The following is a 19,126-nucleotide window of genomic DNA, read 5'->3' as shown; positions in this document are numbered from 1 at the left end:
AGCCTCGGGGCATGACCCACACTCTCAAGGCCCCCGGCGCGCTCATCACCTACGACATCCGTGAACCGTCCGCGCCGTCCACCGAGACCCCGCTGATGCTGATCGGCTCGCCGATGGACGCGAGCGGCTTCGCCACCCTGGCCGGCCACTTCACCGACCGGCAGGTGATCACGTACGACCCCCGGGGCACCGGGCGCAGCACCCGCACCGATCCGGCCCCGGAGAGCACCCCGGAACAGCACGCGGACGACGTACGCCGGGTGATCGAGGCCTCCGGTGGCGGCCCGGTCGACCTGTTCGCCAGCAGTGGCGGCGCGGTCAACGCCCTGGCCCTGGTCGCCGCCCACCCCGGGCTGGTGCGCACGCTCGTCGCGCACGAGCCGCCGACGGTCCGGCTGCTACCCGAGGGGGCCGACGCCGTGGCCGCGGTCCAGGGCATCCGCGCCCTCTACGAGCGGTCCGGCCTGGGCCCGGCGATGGTCAAGTTCATCCAGATCGTCTCGATGAAGGGCCCGGTCCCACCCGGGTTCGCCGACGAGCCCGGCCCCGATCCGGCCGGGTTCGGGCTGCCCGCGGAGGATGACGGCGCCCGCGACGACGTACTGCTCGGCCAGAACCTGGTCACCTGCTGCCTGTACGAGCCGGATGTCGCGGCCCTGTCCGCCGCCTCCACCCGGATCGTGCTCGCGGTCGGTGCCGAGTCCACGGACGAGGTCGCGCACCGGGGCGGGCGTGCGGTCGCCGCCCTGCTGGGCCGGGAGCCGGTGGTGTTCCCCAGCAACCATTCGGGCTTCCTGGGCGGCGAGTACGGCCAGCACGGCGACCCGGTCCCGTTCGCCGCCGAGCTGCGCCGGGTTCTCGCGGACGCGCGCGAATAGTGCAGCTCCATCCGCGACGGGACGCCGGCGTCCCGTCCGGTGTCACCGGCCACTCTTCCGCGGGCCGGTCGTCCACCCCGTTCGGCCCACTCAAGATCATTTGCTCGGTGGGCCGCGACGGGGGAGACATTCTTGCGGGTACGGGGTATGCCGGCGGCACTGTGTGCGGCGCTGGCCATGACGGGCTGCGCGGCCGGCGGCAGCGAACCGCCGTCCTGGGCGGATCTCCGTGACGACGCCGCCCGGCAGAGCGCACGACTCGGCGGTGACCCGGTCGTCGCGATCGTCGACAGTGGCGTCGAGGACACCCATCCGGCCCTGACCGGCCGGATCGCCGCCACCTGGAGCGCACCCGGACTACCCGGGTCACGCTCGCCGCACGGCACCCAGATCGCCGGCCTGATCGCCGGCCGACCGCACGCCGAGTTCCCCGGCGGCCCGCTGGACCGGGCCCGCCTGCTCGACGTCCGCGTCCTCGACGACGCCGGGCAGGCCGGCCCCACCACGGTCGCCGACGGCGTCGACTGGGCCGTCCGGTCCGGCGCCGGCTACATCGTGACCAGCTTCGGCACCCGCCGCGACGACCCCGCCCTGAGCGCCGCCGTGGCCCGCGCGGTCGGCGCCGGAGTCGTGGTGGTCGCCGCGGCCGGCAACGGGTTCGGCTCGTTCGACTTCTACCCGGCCGCCTACCCCGGCGTCGTCGCGGTCACCGCCCACGACGGCACCGGCACCCGGCTGGCCATGGCCAACGGCCGCGCCGCCGACCTCGCCGCCCCCGGCAAAGACCTGCTCGCCCCCAGCACCGGCGGCCGGTACGAGCCGGTCAGCGGCACCTCCGCGGCCACCGCCGTCGCCGCCGGAGTACTCGCCGCGTGCGGCCGGCCGGCCGGCACCGGGCCCACCGTGTCCTTCCCGGAGGGTCCCGTCCCGGCACTCGAATGTCAGCAAGGATAGGAGTCACCACCCCCGTGTTCAGATTCGCCACCGGCGTCGGCATCACCGTCGCCACCTCCCTCGTACTGGGCCTCGGCGGCGTGCCGGCCATGGCATCCCCCGTCGCTCCCCCCGTCGACGACCTGGTCGTGGTCACCGGCATCGTCGACCCGGAGCTGGCCGACGTCGCCACCTTCAAAGCCGACGCCGACGTCACCGCGGTCGAGGTCGAGGACCCCGACGGTGTCTCCGGCACCGCGGTGGTCGCCCTGCAGGACGACGGTTTCGAACCCGTCGTCGTCGAGGCCGAGATCGACGGCGTGACGGTCCACGAGGAGTTCGCCGTCGAGGACTTCCTGCCGATCGGCGAGGACGACTTCGTCGCCCGGCTCCGCGCCACCAGCACCGGTGAGGTGCTGCGGATCGACACCACAGCGGTCGAGCAGCAGGCCATCCCGGTGATGATCGTGCTGGGCGCGCTGGCCCGGCTCGGCCTCAAATACGCGCTCCGCTGGTACGGCAAGACCCAGGTCAAGAAGGCCGTCAAGTCGTACCTGCTGAACAAGGTCTCCGCCGACAAGTGGCGGCACATCATGGAACCCAAGCACCTGTGGAACACCGTCGGCGGCAAGAGCAAGGAGCAGATCGCCGACCTGATGGCGCGGGCCATGTCCGAGGGCGTCCACGGCACGTACAAGAAGACCGGGATGTCGGCGGTGTGGAAGTACAAGGGCCGTATCATCGAGGTGACCTACGCCAAGAACACCGGGCACGTCTCCAACGGATGGGTGAGACCGTGACGGAGCTGCGCTCCCTCATCGCCGCGGGCGACCCGGTGGCTCGTTTCGACGCCCTCGGCGCGGCCTCGCAACTGTCCCTGAGCGCGATTCGCGACCAGCTCGACGGCGAGTTCCTCGACCACCACGCGGTGTCCGCGTCCGCGTTCTTCCAGGCGTGGCTGCCCCGCCTGGAGCCGTTCGAACGGATGCAGGCCGCCGAGTGGGTGGCCGGCGAGTACGTGCTGAGCATGGTGCACGTCCCGCACGCCTACGGCCTCGGCGCCCGGGTCCAGCTGGAGGCCGCCACCGCCGCGGCCACCGCGCTGGCCGAGACGCTGGAGGACTTCGGCGCCTTCGCCCACGGCCCGGACGCCGAGCTCACCCCCGACGTACCGGCCCGCCTGACCGCCCTGGCCCAGCCCCTCCGCGAGCTGTCCACCCAGCTGGCGGCCGAGGTCGACGGCCTGCCCCGCACCGCCTGACGTCCAGCGGCCGGAGCCTCCGCCACGCGGGAGCTCCGGCCGGTGGGCTCAGACTCCACCGGAGCGCAGCACCTCCAGCACCAGCGGATCGATCGCACCCGGCACGATCCGCTCCTCCAGGTTCTCGATGCCGGCCCAGCCCGCCAGGGCCTCGTCCAGATCGGCGCCGGCGTGCCCGGCGCCGGCCAGCCTCGACCGCACCTCGTCGGCGACCGCACCGGTGAGCGGGATCAGCGTCGCCGGGTCGGGCCGCTCGAAGTAGAGGGTGTGTAGCTCCAGCAGGCGGCTCAGCTCGGCCACCGGGTCCGGATGATCATCGACCCGCAGATCGACCAGGACATCGCTGGTGCCGCCGTAACCCCGCCCCTTCGCCACCACGAGCAGGGCCGCGCTCTGCCGCCCACGCCGGTCGCCGCCGGCCCGGTCACCGGCGTGCAGCGCGCCGAGCAGCCGGTGCTGGAATCGTGGCTGGTCCGCGCCGGCCAGCCAGGCCGCCTCCATGTCGGCGACCACCCGCGGGCCGGCCAGCATGTTGCCCTGGATCGCGTAGCCGTCGCCCGAAGTGCCGCCCGCCCACGGATGGCACTGGTCACCGGTGAAGGTGGCACCCGCACCGTCCGCGCCGACCACCCCGACCTGGCGGTGGGTGACCGGACCGTCGTCGCCGGCGATCAGCGCCCGGACCGTGCCGTCTGCGGTCATCCCGGTGCCCAGCAGGGTCAGCGCCTGCGGACGATAGGCGAGATTCGCGTACGACTGGGTGGCGACCGCACCGACGTCGGCCAGGGCGGCCGGGACGGCAGCGCCGACGCCGAGGAACTTACTGGCCACCGCCACCCCGTGCAGGGCTCCGTCGGCGGAGCGGGCGACGATCGAGAAGGTCATGCCGAGACGGTAGCCCCTCTCCCCTCCACCGTTGCGGTATGGCTACCCGGTGGACTCCGGGCCCATGTCGTGACGCTCGATCCGGACGGGAACGAGTTCTGCGTCGCCGGAAACCCGGCATGCGGGACCACCGGTGACCCGGCGGCCCCGCATCGGCGGTGATCAGACGCGGAAGGTGCCGACCAGCTTCGTCAGGTCGCTGGACATCCGGGAGAGTTCGGCGGTGGCCTGGCGGGTGTCGGCGACCCCGTCGCTGGTGGTGCGGGCCGACTCGGCCACGCCGGTGATCGCGGCCGAGATGTGGTTGCTGGCGGTGGCCGCCTCGGAGACACTGCGGTTCATCTCGGCCGTCGTGGCCGTCTGCTCCTCGACCGCCGAGGCGATCGTGGTCTGGAAGTCGCTGATCCGGCCGATCACCTCGGTGATCATCTCGATGGCGTTGACGGCGCCGCTCGCGTCGGCCTGAATCGCCTCGACCCGGCGGGAGATCTCGTCGGTGGCCTTCGCGGTCTCCTGGGCCAGGTCCTTGACCTCGGTGGCGACCACCGCGAAGCCCTTGCCGGCCTCCCCGGCGCGGGCCGCCTCGATGGTGGCGTTCAGGGCCAGCAGGTTGGTCTGCTCGGCGATCGCGGTGATCACCTTGATCACGTTGCCGATCTCGGCGGACGAGACGCCCAGCTGGTTCATGGTGGCGGCGGTGGCGGCCGCCGCGGACACCGCCTCGTGGGCGACCCGGGCACCCTCGGCGGCGTTCTGGGAGATCTCCCGGATGGCCGCGGCCATCTCCTCACCGCCGGCCGCGACCGTGGACACGCTGGTCGACACCTCCTCGGAGCCCTGCGCCACCACCTGGGACTGGCGGGACGTCTCCTGCGCCGAGCCGGCGATCTGCTCGGCGGTGGCCGAGATCTCCTCGGTGGCGCCGGCCAGGGCCAGCGCCGAACTCTCGATGGTGCCGACCGTCTCGCGCAGCCGGGTCACCGCCGAGTCCAGGGCCCGGCCCACCCGGCCGGACTCGTCCCGGCTGGTCAGGCCGCTGGAGCGGGTGAGGTCACCGTCGGCCAGGCCGATGGCCACATCCTCCACCTTGGCCAGCGAGCGGACGATGCCCCGGGACACCACCACACCGGCGGACAAAGCGGCGATCAGGCCGCCGATGAGAAGAGCGAGGTCCAGCGTACGGCTGGATTCGTAGATGTCCTGGGCCTCGGCGGCCGCCTTGGCGGCGTCGGCGTCCTCGGCGGCGAGCATCCCGTCGACCGCGGGGCTGATCTTGTCCATGATCGGCAGCACCGAGGCGTCCCGGACCTTCTCCCACGCCTTGATGTCGTAGTCGGCGCCGGCCGGCAGCAACTCGTCCCGGACCACCTTGACGTACGACTCCCACAGCCTCTCCAGGGAGTCCAGCGCGGCCTGGTCGCTGGCCGGCCCGGCCGCCCGGTACTGCGCCATCGCCTCGTCGAAAGCGGTCACGTCGGCGTCGAACGCCTTGTTGTACTTCTCGGTGCTCGCCGTGTCCTGCGCGAGCGCCTGGTTCGACACGTCCAGGCGGGCCTTGAGCACCGCCGCCCGCACCCGTGAGATCGCGGCGACAGCCGTCAGGTTCCGGCTGTAGATCCGGTTCGCCGAGGCGCTCACCGAGGAGAGCGCCATCAGCCCGGCGACGCCGACGGAGAGCGCGACCAGCGCCGCCAGCCCGACAGCGGTGAAGATCTTGACGCCGGTCGGCAGGTCACCGAAGCGGGGCCGGGAAGCTTGAGCGGTCATGCGGGTCCTTCACGGAAGCGGGGGGTGCTGACAAGTGCCCCACATCGGCGGCTCCGCCCGGAAGGTGTGGCTGGTTTCCTATGGATCCGGTTGCCGTCGGGTGCCGCTCCGCAACCCGGTCAGACCATCGCGGCGGTGTAGCCCCAGGCGAACAGGCCGGCTGCCGGAAGCAGGCTGAGCAGCCAGCCACCGGTCGCGGCCAGCCGGGCCCGGGGGAACCGCCACAGCATCGCGCCCAGGAACAGCAGCAGGAAGAACGCCCACAGCCCGGCGGTGGCCAGAACCGATCCGGTGCCGTTGTCGATCAGGTTCTCCATCCACTGGACCTCGGCCGCGTACACCATGACGCCGTACGGCACCGCGCCCGCGATCACCCACAGGGTCCGCCCGAACACCGAGGCCGTCACCCGTACACCCTGCTCTTCCGCTCGCATGCGGCGCATCCAAACACAGGCCCGCAAGGAATAGCCAGGTACGGACCGGGATTGCCAGGGGTATGACCGAAGCCGAGTTCGATCCGCGTGAATTGCTGGCCGGAAGCAAGATCGGGGTGCTGGCGACCATCAAGTCCAGCGGGCTGCCACAGCTGTCGCCGGTGACGCCCTACTACGACCGCGACGCCGGGGTGATCCTGGTGTCGATGACCGAGGGGCGGGCCAAGACCGTCAACCTGCGCCGGGATCCGCGTGCCGCGCTGGAGGTGACCAGCGCCGACGGCTGGTCGTGGGCGACCGCCGAGGGCGACGTGACGCTGACCGGGCCGAGCACCGACCCGCACGGGCCGGAGGTGGAGGCGCTCGTCGACTACTACCGGCGGGCGGCCGGCGAACATCCCGACTGGGACGAGTACCGGCAGGTGATGGTCGACGACCGGCGGGTGCTGATGACATTGACGGTCGGCAAGGTGTACGGGGCGAGCATCAACCGGTAAATGCGTTGAGAAGCCGCCGGGGATCCCGCATGATCGATGTGGCCCCGGCGGCATCAGAAGCCGGCACTTAACCAGCGGGCGCACTGGAGATCAAACCGCGCTCGTCCGCTGGAATCATCTGTGACCGGTCCTTCACATCGGGACCGCTACGGGGCCACCTCAACGTTTCCTGTCATGAAAATCGAAGGTGTGCCATGTCCAAAGAGGTGATCATCCGCAGCGGTTTCCAGGGTCTGCGCTATGTCGACGGCCGATTCGACCGGGTGGTGGAGCCGGGCCGCCATCAGCTGTCGCGGCACCGCCCGTTCCAGCGGGTGGCGAAGGTCGAGATCGTGCCGGTCGACCTGCGCGAACGCGAGCTGAACATCAAAGGCCAGGAGATCCTCACCGCCGACAAGGTCGCGGTCCGGGTCAACATCATCACGCATTTCCGGGTGACCGATCCGGTCGCCGCGATGGAGCGGGTCACCGACTACGAGGACCGCGTCTACAGCGACGTGCAGCTGGCCGCCCGCAGGTCCCTCGCGTCGATGACCCTGGAGGCCATCCTCACCAACCGCAACCAGCTGTCCGAGGACATCCTGCGCGACGTCGAGGGCGTCTCCGCGAGCTACGGCGTGCGGATCATCCGGGCCGACGTGAAGGACCTGGTGTTCCCGGGCAACCTGCAGGACGTGATGAACCGGGTGCTGACCGCGCAGCGGATGGCCGAGGCGCAGATGGTCGAGGCCCGCACCAGGGCCGACCGGGAGACCCTGGAGGCGGCGTCGCGGGCCGAGGCCGCCCGGGTCACCGCGGAGGCCGACGCCGCCGCCAAACGGATCCGGGCCGACGCCGAGGTCGACGCGCTGCGCCGGCTGGCCGAGGCCGCCCAGGCGTACGCGGAACATCCGGCCCTGCTCCGGCTGCGCGAGCTGGAGACGATGAGCGCGCTGGGCGCCAACGCCGAGGCGCGGCTCTACATCGGCTTCGACAAGCACGTGGCCGAATAGTTCTCACCTGGTCGCGGGCCGGGTCGATGGTGGGGGGCTGCCGCCACTTGCCGTGGCCTGATTCGATGGGCGGGACCATGGACCTGATCGAGAACCCACCCCTGGCCGTCGTCATCGACCTCGACGACACGCTCTACCCGACGTCGAGTTTTGTGTACGGTGCGACGCGTGCCGTCGGCCGGGCCGGAGCCGCGGCCGGCCTCGACCCGGTGCGGCTCACCCGGGCCGTCCGGCGCGGCATGCTGGGCGGCGCCGGCATCGACGGCTCCCTCGCCGCGTCCGGCGTCGACCCCGAACTGATCCCCGCGCTGGTGGCGGCGTTCAGCACCTACCGGCCGCGCCGCCTGCCCGCCTATCCCGGCGCCACCGCCGCCCTGTCGGCGATCAGCGCCCGCTACCCGGTGGCCTGCCTGACCGACGGCGAACCGGCCGTCCAGCGGGCGAAACTGGCCGCCACCGGTTTGCTGAACTCGTTCCGGGCCGTGGTCATCACGGATGAGCTGGGTGGGCGTACGCTGCGAAAACCGCATCCGGAGGGCTTGCGGCAGGCGGCCGAGTCGCTGGGGGTCGCCCCCACCGACCTGGTGGTGATCGGTGACCGCCCCAACACGGACATGGCGGTGGCGGCGGCCCTGGGTGCCCGCTCCATCCGAGTCCGGACCGGCAACCACGCCGACGCCCCCGACGCTCCCCCGGCCACCGCCACCGTCGCCGACCTTCCCGCCGCGGCGGCCCTGCTGGGCGCCGCCTGACGGGTTCCGGACGCCGACCGCTCCGGGCCACACGAACGCGTGATATCTCTCGCGATGGATGTTCAGCTCGAACTGACTTCACCTTGCGCCTGACCGTGGAGGGCACCGATGGGTGATCAGGGTGACGAGCGAGGTGTGCCGGTTGCGGGAACCGGGCGGACGCCCGGGACCGGGCTTGCTCGGTTTCGGTGCACGCGCTGGCGAGGCGCTGGTCGCGTGCAGGCTCCGAAACCCCGTCGCACCCGCGCCGGGGTGAGCCGCTGTGGTGGCACCGGGCGCTCCCACGGCCGGCGCAAGTCCTGGGCGAGGGGTCGGGCCAGGCACAGCTGAGTATGCGCGGCCGGAATCAGCCACGTCCACCGGTCGGCCGCCGCCGGGTCGCGCAGCTTCGGGGCGGTCCAGCCCAGCGTCTGCTTGATCATGCGGAAGGTGTGCTCAAGATCGAAGCGGCGTGGGAACGCCTGCCAGCAGCGGTCCACGTCCGCAGCGGTGGCGTCGGCCTTGGACCACCACAGCCACACCGGCTTGGGTTCGCCCCGGCTGGGCAAATGGTCGACGGTGAGCCGGATGACCGTGCCGGCGATGATCGGCAACGGCCCGTCGTGATCGGCCCACGCGGCCCGGTGGGTCCGCCGCGGGTGGAGCCGGTCCCAGGCCTGCGCCCGGGCCTGGCCGTAAAGCCGGGTGTCGGTCTGCGTGACCGCCTGCTCGCTGTCCCAGGTGGCCGGGTCACCGAAAGACGAACTCAGCCCCGTGCTTGGCCGGCCGGCCACCCAAGGGCTGATAGACGCGGGGCGGCGTCGGACGGCGCAGCAGCCAGGCGATGCGCGGGGCCTCGTAGCCGGCGTCCAGCACGATCAGGATGTCGCGGTCACCGTCCGGGCGCAGCCACGGCGAGACATCCACCGCGAGGACCAGACGACCCGGTGTCTTGGACAGCTGCCGGCGCAGCGCCACAACCTCGATACGGCCGTGGTCGAGCGCGTCATACAACGCGCCGTGCCCGCGCCGGTGCTCCGGTGCCAGCGACAGTCCGACCAGGGTGTTGACCGGCCCGTCGGTACACAACAGCGCCTCGGCCGACTCGAACAGCGCATCCGCCCGCGCAGTCAGGCACCGGTAGAACCGCAGCCGAAACCCCGCCATCGCATCGATCGCTTCCGCTCGATCCGTCATGCCGGCGACAACGAAACTCCGATACGGCTGGACATGGCTGGAGATTTGTCAGGGCTGCCTGCTTCGCGACGCCCTGTCTGAGGTCGTTGCGATGCCGCTTCTCCGGGGTGGCACACATCGGCAGGGGCCGGTAAGGTCGCCGCAGTTGGATCCGCAACGTTGATCTCAGTGGTGCGCGGAAGTCGCCCGGCTGCGCCACTACCGATCACGCGCAAGATCCCCGCCAACTCTTGGAGGGTCTTGCCATGGACAGATCTCACTTGTCCCAAAGCCGGCCAACCGCTGAGGTCGTCAAGCTCCTCACGGTCGTCGCGCCGAGCAAGGATGAGGGCTGCAGCCCTACGGGGCTTGTCGGACAACGCTTGGCACGGCAGTTGCTTGCTGCCGGGGACCCCGTCAGAGTGCTCGCAGAGCCCGAGGAGTGCAGTGGCTGGCCGGCCGAGGTACAGGTGGTAACCGGCTCCATCAGCCAGCCGTTGCCGTCTGCCGAGGTCTTCGCCGGCGTTGACGCGGTATTCCTCGCCGGCGCGCATCCCTCAACCGTCGGAGCGTCATTGAGGCTGGCGCGTGACGCCGGTGTCCGACGGATCGTGCTGCTGTCGTCCCACGGGCCCGAGTACGAGCAGTACAACCCGCCGGAGACCTGGCACTGGCTCGCCATCGAACGCGCTGTAGAGCGTTCCGGGATCGAGTGGACTCATATCCGGCCATCCGCCGTGATGGGCTCCGCCAGGAGCGGCACGTATCCCGCGACCGGCTCCGACTGGCCGCAGTCCATCCGAACGGAGGGAGTCGTCCGGGAGGCCTTCTCGACACCGGGCACTACCCGTTCATCCATGAAGACGATCTCGCCGCTATCGCTGCGGCGGCGATGCACACTGACCACTACGCCGGCACCGTGATCGAGGCGGTGGGCTTGCCTTAGTCAACCCAGTCTCGAGTACGCAGCATCGCTGACGCCATCGGTTGCGACGTTCAGGCCATCAACGTGACGGCTGCTGAGAGCCGGGCAACGTGGCAACGTAACGGCTGGCCGGAAGGCGCCATCGAGGTAACGCTGTACGCCCTCCAGGAGTACGGTGCGCGCCTGACCGAACTCACCGAATGGACGGCCGCGCAACGGCCCTCCGTCCGGGACATCATCGGCCGCTCGCCGCGTACCTACGACGAATGGGCCGCTGAGAACGCCGACCTATTTCTCTGAACAGATACGCCACCCGCCGGCGCAGCTGAGCCGTCCGAACTCGGTCGCCTTCGATGCAAACGGTGATCTAGCGTGAAGCCGTGAGCGAGTCCCTGGCTGCCGCGATCAACTCGCTATACGCCGCATTTGCCCGAGTTCCTCGACCAATCTCTATCGACTATTGCCAGTGCTGCTTCACGCCCGAAGATGGACGGGCCGTGCTGACAGACATGCCCATACGGCAGCTTCCGGCCGAGGCGCTACGGCCATACGCGGCCAACGTCATGTTCACCGTCGGGAGTGTCGCCGACCTCCGCTACTTCCTGCCGCGACTACTGGAGATCGCCTGCGGCGAGGGGTTCAGCTGGCCGGACTTGGAGTCAGTAGTGGGCAGATTGCGCTTTGCCGAGTGGAGTAGTTGGCAGGACGAGGAGCGAGACGCCATCCGCACCTTCTTGGCGGCCTTGTGGGCGAATGCTCTGGCTCGCGGCCCTGACGAAGAAGACGTCGACACCGTTCTCTGCGCGATCGGCAACGCCGAGGATGACCTCAAGCCCTACCTCACCGAATGGGCTTCAGCCCTTACCCGCCCGCCGGACAGACCCGCAGCGGCGGCGCAGCTACGGTCACTCCTCGATAGCGGCTACCGCTCGGACCGCAACAAGCGACGGCTCACCAATGCCTTCTGGCAAGACCGTGACCGCCAGGCCGAGCAAGTCATCACCTGGCTGTCCAGCGCCGATCTTCAGTTGACGCTGTTCGCGGCGTTCGACGCTGCCGACAGCGAGGAGACCCTGCAAACTCTCGCTGACATCGACGACCTGGTGTGATTGCGGAACTCCCCGAGCCGACCGGATCCCACTCCTCAGGGCCGGCGATGAGGTCACCACCAGCCAAACTCGCGACACTTCGATGCGCGATGCCGTCAGTAAAGATCGCGATGCCGTCACCAGTGGCGCGGCAGCTGCTGGAGAGCCCTGGCAGTACTGCGACGCCGGCGCCGCGTCAGATCGGCATCCCCGCCACGGCAACGCTGCTGCCCATCATCGATGTCCGGCACGGACACACCTGAGCCGGCACCGATCCGGACGCAATCTGTCACCCGCGCCGGCGTGGCGCGGCCGGTTCCGGCCGATGCAAGTCCGCTGCCCTGGTCGCAGCGCGCCGGACCTCGGGCTCGGGTCACGGCTTGCGGTCAGTGTTCTAGCCTTTGGCTGATGACCGACATACAGCCTACCGACGCGTCCGACGGGACCTGGACCAGGCTGACTGCCGCTACCGACCTCGACCGGCGAGTAGCCCTGTCTTGGCTCTCCGGGCTCGGTTTCAATCGCGCGGCGCCTGTCGGCGTGCTCCTCAGCCTCCTGGATGCCGGCGAGGCCGGCTTTCTTTGGCGGGAGGACCTACCGCCCGAGGTCATGGATGCTGCGGTCGTCCACAATGCCAGGTACGTACGCGCCATGGCCGCGGATTCCGGTCACCTCTCCGTCACGCAGTGGGACCGGCTTGTCGCCACCACTCCGGATCCGCGGCAGCGAGAACTCTTCGCGGAGTTCGCGGGAGAGCAACTGGCCGCACGGCGGCTTTCCCGCGGTCGTCGTGGTGTCAGCCGTGCTCCGCACCCCGACGCCACGCCGCCCCAGACGCCGGCGGATATCGCGGCGATGGCCGCCGAAGCGCCTGACATTGACCCGGGCGACCGGACGATGGCGCTCTGGTGGATCGGCGCCCTGCACGAGAACGCCGAAGCCATGCGCCAACTCGCGGCCTCGCCGAAACTGCTGATCCGACGCAGCCTCGCAAGGGCGCCACGTCTGCCCACCGACGTGGTGGCCACGCTGGCCCGCGACCAGGACCGCATCGTGCGGCTTTTCCTCGCCGAGTCATGCGACGATGCCCCACCAGAGATGCTCCTGGAGGTGGCCGCGTGGTGGGAAGGGAGCCTGTCCTTCCCCGGCCGGCCGCACAATCACCCCAACTTCCCCCGCGACGGTTTGCGGCGCTACGTGACAGACCCGAACCCTCGTTTGCGGGCCCTCGCCCTCACCGACCCGGCCTCCACGAATGCGGTCGCCGAGCGGCTCGGCTGCGACCCCGATCCGATCGTGCGCAGAGCCGCCGGGCAGGACCAGCGCCTCTCGCCAGACTCGCTCCAGAGACTTGCTGCCGACACCGACCAAGGCGTCCGCCGGCGAGCCTGGCTCAATCCCTCGATGCCGCTCGAAGCCCTCGTGACGCTGCTGCTCGATGCGGGCAGTGCCGATTATGCTGCCCGCAACCCGGTCATCCCGATCCCGGTCATGCGCCGTATGGTCGCGCTCGGAAGGCTCCAATCCACAGGCTGAACCCCGTGAGCGCCGGCGGCACCATGTCGTTCCTCGCTTGTTACCGATGCCTGCGAACCGGCCAAACCAACCCCCCGTTCCACGGCCACGAACTTGACAAACAGATTCCACAGACCGCGGCGCTGGATTGTGGAACGCTCACTGTCCTGGCTGATGCGCGCCCGCCGCAACTCCCGCGGCTACGAACGCCTGCCTGAACACTCCGAAGCCCACATCACCTGGGCCAACATCACCCTGATGACCCGACGGCTTGCCCGCGCCCAACAACAGCGCCACGCCGCCGAACCGTTGCCGCTGGCCGTCTAGCCCAGCTCCTCTCCGAGATCGTCGCTGAACTGTTCGCCGTCACCGCATGGGGACAATCCGAGCCAGCAGAGGACTCGGCTACTCCCCGGGGTCGACCCGACCGCACCCGCCCCGGCCGAGGCACGCGAACTCCTCGACCGTCTCGGCATGGAACTCCTGGAAGCCGACGCCTACCTGTTCGCGGTGCCGCTGTACGACTGGAACGTTCCGTCCCAGCTCAAGACCTGGCTCGACCTGATCCTGAACCACCCCCGGCTCGGCGTTCACGGTGACTGGCCACTCAAAGGCCGGCCCGCGGTGCTGGCGTTGAGCCGTGGCGGCGGCTACGGGCCGGCACCCCGAAGGAGGGCTGGGACCACGCCACCCCCTACCTGCGCCGAATTCTGGCCGAGGTCTTCGGCCTGGACCTGCACGTCGCCGAAGCAGAACCGACCCACGCATTCTGGAATCCGGAAATGGCGTCGCTGCGAGGGCTGGCCGAGGAGTCGATGAAAACCGGGCACGAGCAGGCCGCCGAGCACGGGCTGCGGGCCGCCGCACTGAGCCGGGCCTGACCGACCGTCCCGAAACGCATGTCACAGATCGTGGTCCGGCTCCGATCGGGTTTCCTCGGGGCCAGACCACGAAGTGCGCGTTCTCCTGGTGCGTCGGCCAGATGTGTGCCAGGACGTCGTCGTCGACTGGCGGCCGGACTGGCGCAGCGCGGCTACGCCGAGGTACTCGGTCGACCGGCACCCGGTCGCGTTTGGTGGCGAGGGTGAGGCACCACCACATCTGTTCGGTCTGCTGCACCGATCCACCGGCGCCCGCGCAGCCGTTCGGTGCGACGTCACCGTGACGCTCCATCGAACGCCACAGGCGCTCACAACACGCCGAAAATGTTTCTACCTGCGAAACGGGTAGAGAAACAGGCACTTATGCAAGCGTCGCGGGGACCGGACGGGGCGACCCGATTTCTGGGGCCCGATTGGCGTGCGGCCAACGTTCCTGCATTTTGACCAATGGCCCGAAGACGGCAGCGGACCGGGGGAACGCGGACCCGGGCCGCGGGGTGAGTTCGTGCTCGCCAGGGTGGCCGGGAAGCGACTGGGGGGCCGGCCACCCTGGCGAGGTCTCACGGACCGGTCACGTGGCGTCCCACCGTCCGGTCACGCGTTGTCTCACGGACCGGTCACGCCGGTTGCCACGCAGCTGGTGCCGTCCGGGCCTTCGCCGATCTTGGTCGGCTCGTCGCCGGTGTCGTTGCCCTCGAACCGGTCGCAGAGGCTGATCTCGTCGCCGACGATGGTGATGCCGTCCAGGGTGACCGTGTCGCCGAGGTTGGTGTTGATGCCGGCGAGGGTGCCGCCGGGGGCGTTCGCGACGATGTTCGAGATGGTCACCGTGCGGGCGGCCTGGGTCGAGCAGTTGCCGCACGAGCGGTAGAGCTTGCCGAAGTCGGAGACCTCGAAGTCACGGATGGTGACTGAACCGCCGGCACCCCGGTTGTCCTGGAACACCTTGTCGTCGGCCTTCGCCGCGCTGCCGCCCTCGATCACCACTGTCGCGTCGGTGCCGCGGAAGGTGGCCGCGTCCTCGCCGACGTCCTCCCAGTGCACGTTGTTGATCGTGCAGCTGCCGGAGCAGTGCACGCCGTCAGCGGCCGGGCTGCCCAGGATCACGTTACGCAGCGTGGCCCCGTCGGCGAGCTTGAACATCGGGTCCTGGCCCTCGTCCTGGCCGCCGTCGCCGAGCGCGCCGCCGCCGATGAACCGCTGGTTCTCGCCGTCGAACTCCCCGGTGACCTCGATCGTCTCGGTCACCACCTGCTCGCCGGTCGCCTCGGGCACCGCGGCCGACGCGAAGTTCGTGAAGACGACAGCCGCGCCGAGGCCGAGAGCGACCACCGCCGCCCCGATCACACGGCCTCTGTTTCGCCGGGAATGTGCCATCACGTGCCTTTCGGTAGCCGGGACGGGTTTCTTCCCATGAGCACGGATCTTGCGGGAAAGCGGTTTCCTTGATCGCCCAGACTTAAGGACTTCTTAAGGTCCGCCGTGCTCGCCTCGGCTACCGCCGGGCTGGTTCGCGGCGGCGGTTGAGGCGCGTTGCAGCAGGTCAGCGAACCAGCGGGCTTCGTCGATCGGCACCATCTCGGTACGCGACCAGAACTCGGCCGCCTCGTCGGTCTCCCGGTCACCGGCTCGGGGCGCGGTGTTGACGTTCCCGGTGAAGTAGACGGTCACGTGCGAGAACCCCGACACGTTGCTCTCGATATCGGCGTCCCGCACACACATCGACGAGGTGTCGTCGGCCTCGTCACAGGTGACGGTCGGCTGGGGCGAGAGTTCCACGACGGCGTGCAGCCACTGCGCGCCGAACTGGTAGTTGGTCACGAAGGAACCGCCGTCACCGTGACTGCCCCCGGCCGGCATCCGCAGCAGCCCCGGCGGCCGGGTGGCCGGAACCAGAGCGAACGCCGGCGACGACTCGTTCCGCCGCTGGTAGTCGATCTGCAGCACGTCGTTGAGCAGCGCATGGTCGGCAATCGACTCGTCGGTGACCACGGGCACGGACATCGGCTCGGCGTTCGGGGAGCACCCAGCGGCGGCGACCACCACAACGAGGCCGGCCAGGATCTGTCGCATCGGAACTCTCATAGGAGCCGACACGATAGCTCAGATGATCATCAAAAGCGCTGCTCGGCCCGCGTTCTCCTGATCACGTCAGGGTCTGGGATCGTGTGCCGATCCGCGGCTCGAATCGAGCCGCGGATCGGCACACGACCTGACCTGGACGCTCAACTAGCTGATCATTTCCGGTTCCAGCGCAACGGTCCTGGCCGGATGTTCCACCAGATCCGCCGCCACCACGACCGTCGCATCCGCAAGGCCTCGGCGTAGGCGACCACCTGGTCACCGGCCCGTTCCGCCTNCACGACCTGACCTGGACGCTCAACTAGCTGATCATTTCCGGTTCCAGCGCAACGGTCCTGGCCGGATGTTCCACCAGATCCGCCGCCACCACGACCGTCGCATCCGCAAGGCCTCGGCGTAGGCGACCACCTGGTCACCGGCCCGTTCCGCCTGCGCGGCATCCGCCGCCCCCGGCGCGAATCCGGCCGTATTGACCGCCTCCACCAGCGCATCCAGTGGCGGCAACGGCTCCGCCGGCCCAGCCGTCGGCGTCGCCCGGTCTGCGGTCTCGCGCTCCTTCACATCCGCCCCGTCCACCGGGATCAACGGGCCGCTTCTCTCGTCCGCGGCCGCCGCTGTCTCCTCGGGGGTGGGTGGGACTGCGCGGCGGAGCAGACCGGTGCGCTGGGCCGGGCGTGGCAGGACCGCCGCGTGCCGGGCCGCCTCGGTGGCCGACAGGTGGCCGGGGATCGGGCGGCCGGCCAGACGTAGCGCGTCGGTCAGTTCCAGCCAGGCGCCGGTGATCCGTACGCCCGGGTCACCGGTGGTCAGACGCCGTCGCCGCTGGGCGCCCCGCAACCCGGCGATCCCGAACGCCAGCGCGGTGAGCAGCAGCAACACCCCACCGGAGGTACCGGACACGACCAGGATCGTGGACGCGCCCTCCTGTGGGGCGGGTGCCGCGACATCGGCCGGTGGTGCCGACGAGGCGGCCTCGGTGGGTTCCGGTTCGTCCGACGGGGACGGTGGTGGTGACGGGGTGGGCGGCGTGAAGTCCTCCTCGACCGGCCGTACCTCGTCACTCTTCGGCAACGGGTCGAACGGCACCCAGCCGACCTGGTCGAAGTACACCTCGGGCCACGCCAGCGCGTCCCCGGCGGTGACCGCCCCGCCCGCGGCCGGCGCGACGAACCCGACGACCACCCGGCTGGGCAGTCCGGTCAGGCGGGCGAGCACCGCGTAGGCCGCGGCGAACTGCTCCGACGTCCCCTTCTGCCCGCCCAGGTCACGGCGACCGAAGAGAAAATGCCCGAGATTGGGATACGCGTGACCGCTCGGCGCATCAGCCTCGTGCCGATAGTGCCCGGCCAGGAAGTCCTCGATCGCCACGGCCCGGTCGTAGGGCGCCCCGTTCCCGTCGCCGAGATGATCGGCCAGTTTCTCGATCTGCTCCGGGACGTTGGTGCCCTGGGCGAGATAGCGGGCCACCGCGTCACCGGACGGCACGTCAGCCACCGGGAGCAGGTTGAGGTCGGGTTTCTGCACCTGGGAGACGGCCGTGTAGCGCAGTCCCTCGCTGAGCCCCTCCGGCCGGATCAGGGTCCCACTGGCCGCGTCGTAGGCGACCCGCGCCCCGGTGATCCGGGTCGGTGTGGGCAGGGCCGGAAGCAGCCGCCCGGTCAGCCCGGTGATGGTGATCTGGTGCTGGGTCTCGGAGACCTCGGTCCCGTCCGGCACATCGGGACCGGGCAGAACCCGTCCGGCGTTCCGGTAGAGCCCGCCGACCCGCCAGGTGACCCCGTCGAAATCGGACAGCACCGCGAGCCGCAGCCGCACCCCACGCTGAGCCGCCGCCCCGTTCACGGCGCCGTCGGTACCACCGTCGTCCTCGGCGCGGCCGGCGTCTTCGCTGGCGGTGTCCTCAGCGGTTTCGCTTCCGGTGGGCGCGGAACTGGCCGCCGGGGCTTTGATCGGAACGGCGCCCGCGCCCCCGCCCTGGCCACCGCCGGGGTTCGTCTCCGCGTCATCGCCACGGTTTGCGCCCGCGCCGCTGTCATTGTTCGTCCCCGCGTTGCCGCTGTTCGTTCCCGCGTTGCCGCTGTTCGTCCCCGCGTTGCCGCTGTTCGTTCCCGCGTTGCCGCTGTTCGTCCCCGCGCCGTTCTCAGCGGCGGCGCTGCGGTTCGTGCCCGCGCGACGGGACGGGTTCGTCTTGCCGGATTTCGACGGGCCGGCGCTCTTCGACGTGGCGGTCGGCAGTGGCAGTGGCGCCGGGTCGGCCGGGTCGCCGGGGCGGTATTCGAGCAGTGGCTGGTTCGGGTAGAGCGCCCACCCGGAGATCCGGTTCAGTGGGCTCTCGTCCAGGCTGTCCACCCGGGGCGGCTGCACGTACTGCCGTGGGTCGACGGGTGTCCGGTCCACCCGGCCGCCGATCCACGGCCCGGCCGCGGCGATCAGTGCGACCACCACGAGCAGGCCGGCGGCGGCACTGCCGAGCGCTCGGGCCCGTACCGCCGCGTGGGTGGAACCCCCGGCACCGGAGACCGCGGCCAGTGCCGCGACGACGAGTCCCGCGAAGATCAGGGTGTGGCCGGTCGCGGCCGAGGCGTTGGGGCCGACCACGTAGATCGCCGCCGCGTAGACCGCCACCGCCGGCACACATCCCAGCAGCACCCGCCCACTGCGGACGGCGACCTCGGTGGCCGCCAGCCCGGCGACCCAGACAGCGGCGACCGCGATGACCACGGTGTCCGGGGTGACCTCGACCGGGATCATGGCGGTGAGCAGGCGGGGAATGCCGTTGGTCAGAGCGTCCCGGACCGTCTCGGCGGTGAGCCCGCCCGGTCCGGCCGCCAGGTACATGGAGAGCAGCAGATATCCGGCGAGCAGCAGGGCCGACAGCGGCGCGACCGCCCACGACGGCAGCCGGCGCATGGCGACACCCACACCGACCGAGCCGACCGCGGCGCCTGCCGTCAGATACCACAGCAGGTCGTCGGCGTAGATCCGTCCCAGCACGGCCCCGGCCAGCATCAACATCCCGGCCAGCGCGACCGGCACGACGGCCCGGCGCAACCTCCCCGCTATCCCCACGTCCCGACCTCA

Annotated in this window: 18 protein-coding genes and 2 pseudogenes; 13 read left to right on the top strand and 7 right to left on the bottom strand. The window is 70.5% G+C overall.

The features are described from left to right. Positions 1–11 precede the first annotated feature (11 nt). The 4 genes from ACQ0O7_RS42605 to ACQ0O7_RS42590 all read left to right on the top strand — a co-directional run bounded on the left by ACQ0O7_RS42605 (position 12) and on the right by ACQ0O7_RS42590 (position 3,072). Complete coding sequence (locus ACQ0O7_RS42605; protein ID WP_430791615.1) at positions 12–878, top strand: alpha/beta fold hydrolase; 867 nt, start codon at positions 12–14, stop codon at positions 876–878. 132 nt (positions 879–1,010) lie between these two features. Continuing rightward, the gene (locus ACQ0O7_RS42600) at positions 1,011–1,832 is read left to right on the top strand and encodes a S8 family serine peptidase (protein ID WP_430791614.1); all 822 of its coding nucleotides are present in this window, start codon (positions 1,011–1,013) and stop codon (positions 1,830–1,832) included. A 14-nt stretch (positions 1,833–1,846) separates the two neighbouring features. Then, on the top strand, positions 1,847–2,611 hold the full coding sequence (locus ACQ0O7_RS42595; RefSeq protein WP_430791613.1) for an SAR2788 family putative toxin: 765 nt from the start codon (positions 1,847–1,849) through the stop codon (positions 2,609–2,611). Next, positions 2,608–3,072 carry a hypothetical protein gene (locus ACQ0O7_RS42590; RefSeq protein ID WP_430791612.1) on the top strand — a complete coding sequence of 155 codons (465 nt, stop codon included), beginning with the start codon at positions 2,608–2,610 and terminating at the stop codon, positions 3,070–3,072. The genes ACQ0O7_RS42595 and ACQ0O7_RS42590 overlap by 4 nt, the downstream gene beginning before the upstream one ends. 48 nt (positions 3,073–3,120) lie before the next feature. Here ACQ0O7_RS42590 and ACQ0O7_RS42585 read toward each other — a convergent pair whose 3' ends face one another. The 3 genes from ACQ0O7_RS42585 to ACQ0O7_RS42575 form a co-directional block, all read right to left on the bottom strand. Beyond that, positions 3,121–3,957 carry a DUF1028 domain-containing protein gene (locus tag ACQ0O7_RS42585; RefSeq protein WP_430791611.1) on the bottom strand — a complete coding sequence of 279 codons (837 nt, stop codon included), beginning with the start codon at positions 3,955–3,957 and terminating at the stop codon, positions 3,121–3,123. 162 nt (positions 3,958–4,119) lie between these two features. Further along, complete coding sequence (locus ACQ0O7_RS42580) at positions 4,120–5,724, bottom strand: methyl-accepting chemotaxis protein (protein WP_430791610.1); 1,605 nt, start codon at positions 5,722–5,724, stop codon at positions 4,120–4,122. Positions 5,725–5,843: 119 nt separating this feature from the next. After that, positions 5,844–6,158, bottom strand: coding sequence for a hypothetical protein (locus ACQ0O7_RS42575; RefSeq protein ID WP_430791609.1), 315 nt, complete (start codon positions 6,156–6,158; stop codon positions 5,844–5,846). Between the two features lie 62 nt (positions 6,159–6,220). Here ACQ0O7_RS42575 and ACQ0O7_RS42570 point away from each other — a divergent pair, with 62 nt between their 5' ends. From ACQ0O7_RS42570 to ACQ0O7_RS42560, 3 genes are all read left to right on the top strand, one after another. After that, positions 6,221–6,655, top strand: coding sequence for a PPOX class F420-dependent oxidoreductase (locus ACQ0O7_RS42570; RefSeq protein ID WP_430791608.1), 435 nt, complete (start codon positions 6,221–6,223; stop codon positions 6,653–6,655). 194 nt (positions 6,656–6,849) lie between these two features. Continuing rightward, the gene (locus tag ACQ0O7_RS42565; RefSeq protein WP_430791607.1) at positions 6,850–7,647 is read left to right on the top strand and encodes a slipin family protein; all 798 of its coding nucleotides are present in this window, start codon (positions 6,850–6,852) and stop codon (positions 7,645–7,647) included. 65 nt (positions 7,648–7,712) lie between these two features. After that, positions 7,713–8,399, top strand: coding sequence for an HAD family hydrolase (locus tag ACQ0O7_RS42560; RefSeq protein ID WP_430791606.1), 687 nt, complete (start codon positions 7,713–7,715; stop codon positions 8,397–8,399). Positions 8,400–8,537: 138 nt separating this feature from the next. On the opposite strand, the pseudogene ACQ0O7_RS42555 reads toward ACQ0O7_RS42560, so the two are convergent. After that, positions 8,538–9,575: pseudogene (locus tag ACQ0O7_RS42555) on the bottom strand (transposase); the annotation flags it as partial. 245 nt (positions 9,576–9,820) lie between these two features. On the opposite strand from ACQ0O7_RS42555, the gene ACQ0O7_RS42550 reads away from it, so the two are divergent. The 6 genes and pseudogenes from ACQ0O7_RS42550 to ACQ0O7_RS42525 all read left to right on the top strand — a co-directional run bounded on the left by ACQ0O7_RS42550 (position 9,821) and on the right by ACQ0O7_RS42525 (position 13,901). Next, complete coding sequence (locus ACQ0O7_RS42550) at positions 9,821–10,477, top strand: SDR family oxidoreductase (protein ID WP_430791605.1); 657 nt, start codon at positions 9,821–9,823, stop codon at positions 10,475–10,477. Positions 10,478–10,563: 86 nt separating this feature from the next. Next, positions 10,564–10,779, top strand: coding sequence for a hypothetical protein (locus tag ACQ0O7_RS42545; RefSeq protein ID WP_430791604.1), 216 nt, complete (start codon positions 10,564–10,566; stop codon positions 10,777–10,779). Between the two features lie 80 nt (positions 10,780–10,859). Next, positions 10,860–11,588 (top strand): hypothetical protein, encoded by a 729-nt coding sequence (locus ACQ0O7_RS42540; RefSeq protein WP_430791603.1) that lies wholly within the window; start codon positions 10,860–10,862, stop codon positions 11,586–11,588. 387 nt (positions 11,589–11,975) lie between these two features. Next, the gene (locus ACQ0O7_RS42535; protein ID WP_430791602.1) at positions 11,976–13,103 is read left to right on the top strand and encodes a hypothetical protein; all 1,128 of its coding nucleotides are present in this window, start codon (positions 11,976–11,978) and stop codon (positions 13,101–13,103) included. Between the two features lie 114 nt (positions 13,104–13,217). Beyond that, positions 13,218–13,361: pseudogene (locus ACQ0O7_RS42530) on the top strand (IS5-like element IS4811 family transposase); the annotation flags it as partial. A gap of 72 nt (positions 13,362–13,433) precedes the next feature. Beyond that, the gene (locus ACQ0O7_RS42525; RefSeq protein ID WP_430791658.1) at positions 13,434–13,901 is read left to right on the top strand and encodes an NAD(P)H-dependent oxidoreductase; all 468 of its coding nucleotides are present in this window, start codon (positions 13,434–13,436) and stop codon (positions 13,899–13,901) included. 668 nt (positions 13,902–14,569) lie between these two features. On the opposite strand, the gene ACQ0O7_RS42520 is transcribed toward ACQ0O7_RS42525, so the two are convergent. The 3 genes from ACQ0O7_RS42520 to ACQ0O7_RS42510 all read right to left on the bottom strand — a co-directional run bounded on the left by ACQ0O7_RS42520 (position 14,570) and on the right by ACQ0O7_RS42510 (position 19,114). Beyond that, positions 14,570–15,310: a pectate lyase gene (locus tag ACQ0O7_RS42520; RefSeq protein ID WP_430791601.1), complete on the bottom strand. Its 741-nt coding sequence runs from the start codon at positions 15,308–15,310 to the stop codon at positions 14,570–14,572. Between the two features lie 123 nt (positions 15,311–15,433). Further along, positions 15,434–16,036, bottom strand: a complete 603-nt coding sequence (locus ACQ0O7_RS42515; RefSeq protein WP_430791600.1) for a hypothetical protein — start codon at positions 16,034–16,036, stop codon at positions 15,434–15,436. Between the two features lie 318 nt (positions 16,037–16,354). Further along, the gene (locus ACQ0O7_RS42510; protein WP_430791599.1) at positions 16,355–19,114 is read right to left on the bottom strand and encodes a DUF3488 and transglutaminase-like domain-containing protein; all 2,760 of its coding nucleotides are present in this window, start codon (positions 19,112–19,114) and stop codon (positions 16,355–16,357) included. Positions 19,115–19,126: the final 12 nt, after the last annotated feature.

The sequence above is a fragment of the Actinoplanes sp. G11-F43 genome (assembly GCF_050589265.1).
In the GTDB taxonomy this organism is placed as follows: Bacteria; Actinomycetota; Actinomycetes; order Mycobacteriales; family Micromonosporaceae; genus Actinoplanes.
The sequence above is the reverse complement of the archived record's forward strand: the minus strand, read 5'-3'. Positions and strand labels throughout refer to the sequence as shown.

What these genes read in the sequence shown, in the direction of transcription:
- ACQ0O7_RS42535 (WP_430791602.1), top strand. Translation starts at nt 11,976, where the DNA reads ATGACCGACATACAGCCTACCGACGCGTCCGACGGGACCTGGACCAGG.
- ACQ0O7_RS42560 (WP_430791606.1), top strand. Translation starts at nt 7,713, where the DNA reads ATGGGCGGGACCATGGACCTGATCGAGAACCCACCCCTGGCCGTCGTC.
- ACQ0O7_RS42550 (WP_430791605.1), top strand. Translation starts at nt 9,821, where the DNA reads ATGGACAGATCTCACTTGTCCCAAAGCCGGCCAACCGCTGAGGTCGTC.
- ACQ0O7_RS42570 (WP_430791608.1), top strand. Translation starts at nt 6,221, where the DNA reads ATGACCGAAGCCGAGTTCGATCCGCGTGAATTGCTGGCCGGAAGCAAG.
- ACQ0O7_RS42565 (WP_430791607.1), top strand. Translation starts at nt 6,850, where the DNA reads ATGTCCAAAGAGGTGATCATCCGCAGCGGTTTCCAGGGTCTGCGCTAT.
- ACQ0O7_RS42580 (WP_430791610.1), bottom strand. Translation starts at nt 5,724, where the DNA reads ATGACCGCTCAAGCTTCCCGGCCCCGCTTCGGTGACCTGCCGACCGGC.
- ACQ0O7_RS42585 (WP_430791611.1), bottom strand. Translation starts at nt 3,957, where the DNA reads ATGACCTTCTCGATCGTCGCCCGCTCCGCCGACGGAGCCCTGCACGGG.
- ACQ0O7_RS42515 (WP_430791600.1), bottom strand. Translation starts at nt 16,036, where the DNA reads ATGCGACAGATCCTGGCCGGCCTCGTTGTGGTGGTCGCCGCCGCTGGG.
- ACQ0O7_RS42575 (WP_430791609.1), bottom strand. Translation starts at nt 6,158, where the DNA reads ATGCGAGCGGAAGAGCAGGGTGTACGGGTGACGGCCTCGGTGTTCGGG.
- ACQ0O7_RS42605 (WP_430791615.1), top strand. Translation starts at nt 12, where the DNA reads ATGACCCACACTCTCAAGGCCCCCGGCGCGCTCATCACCTACGACATC.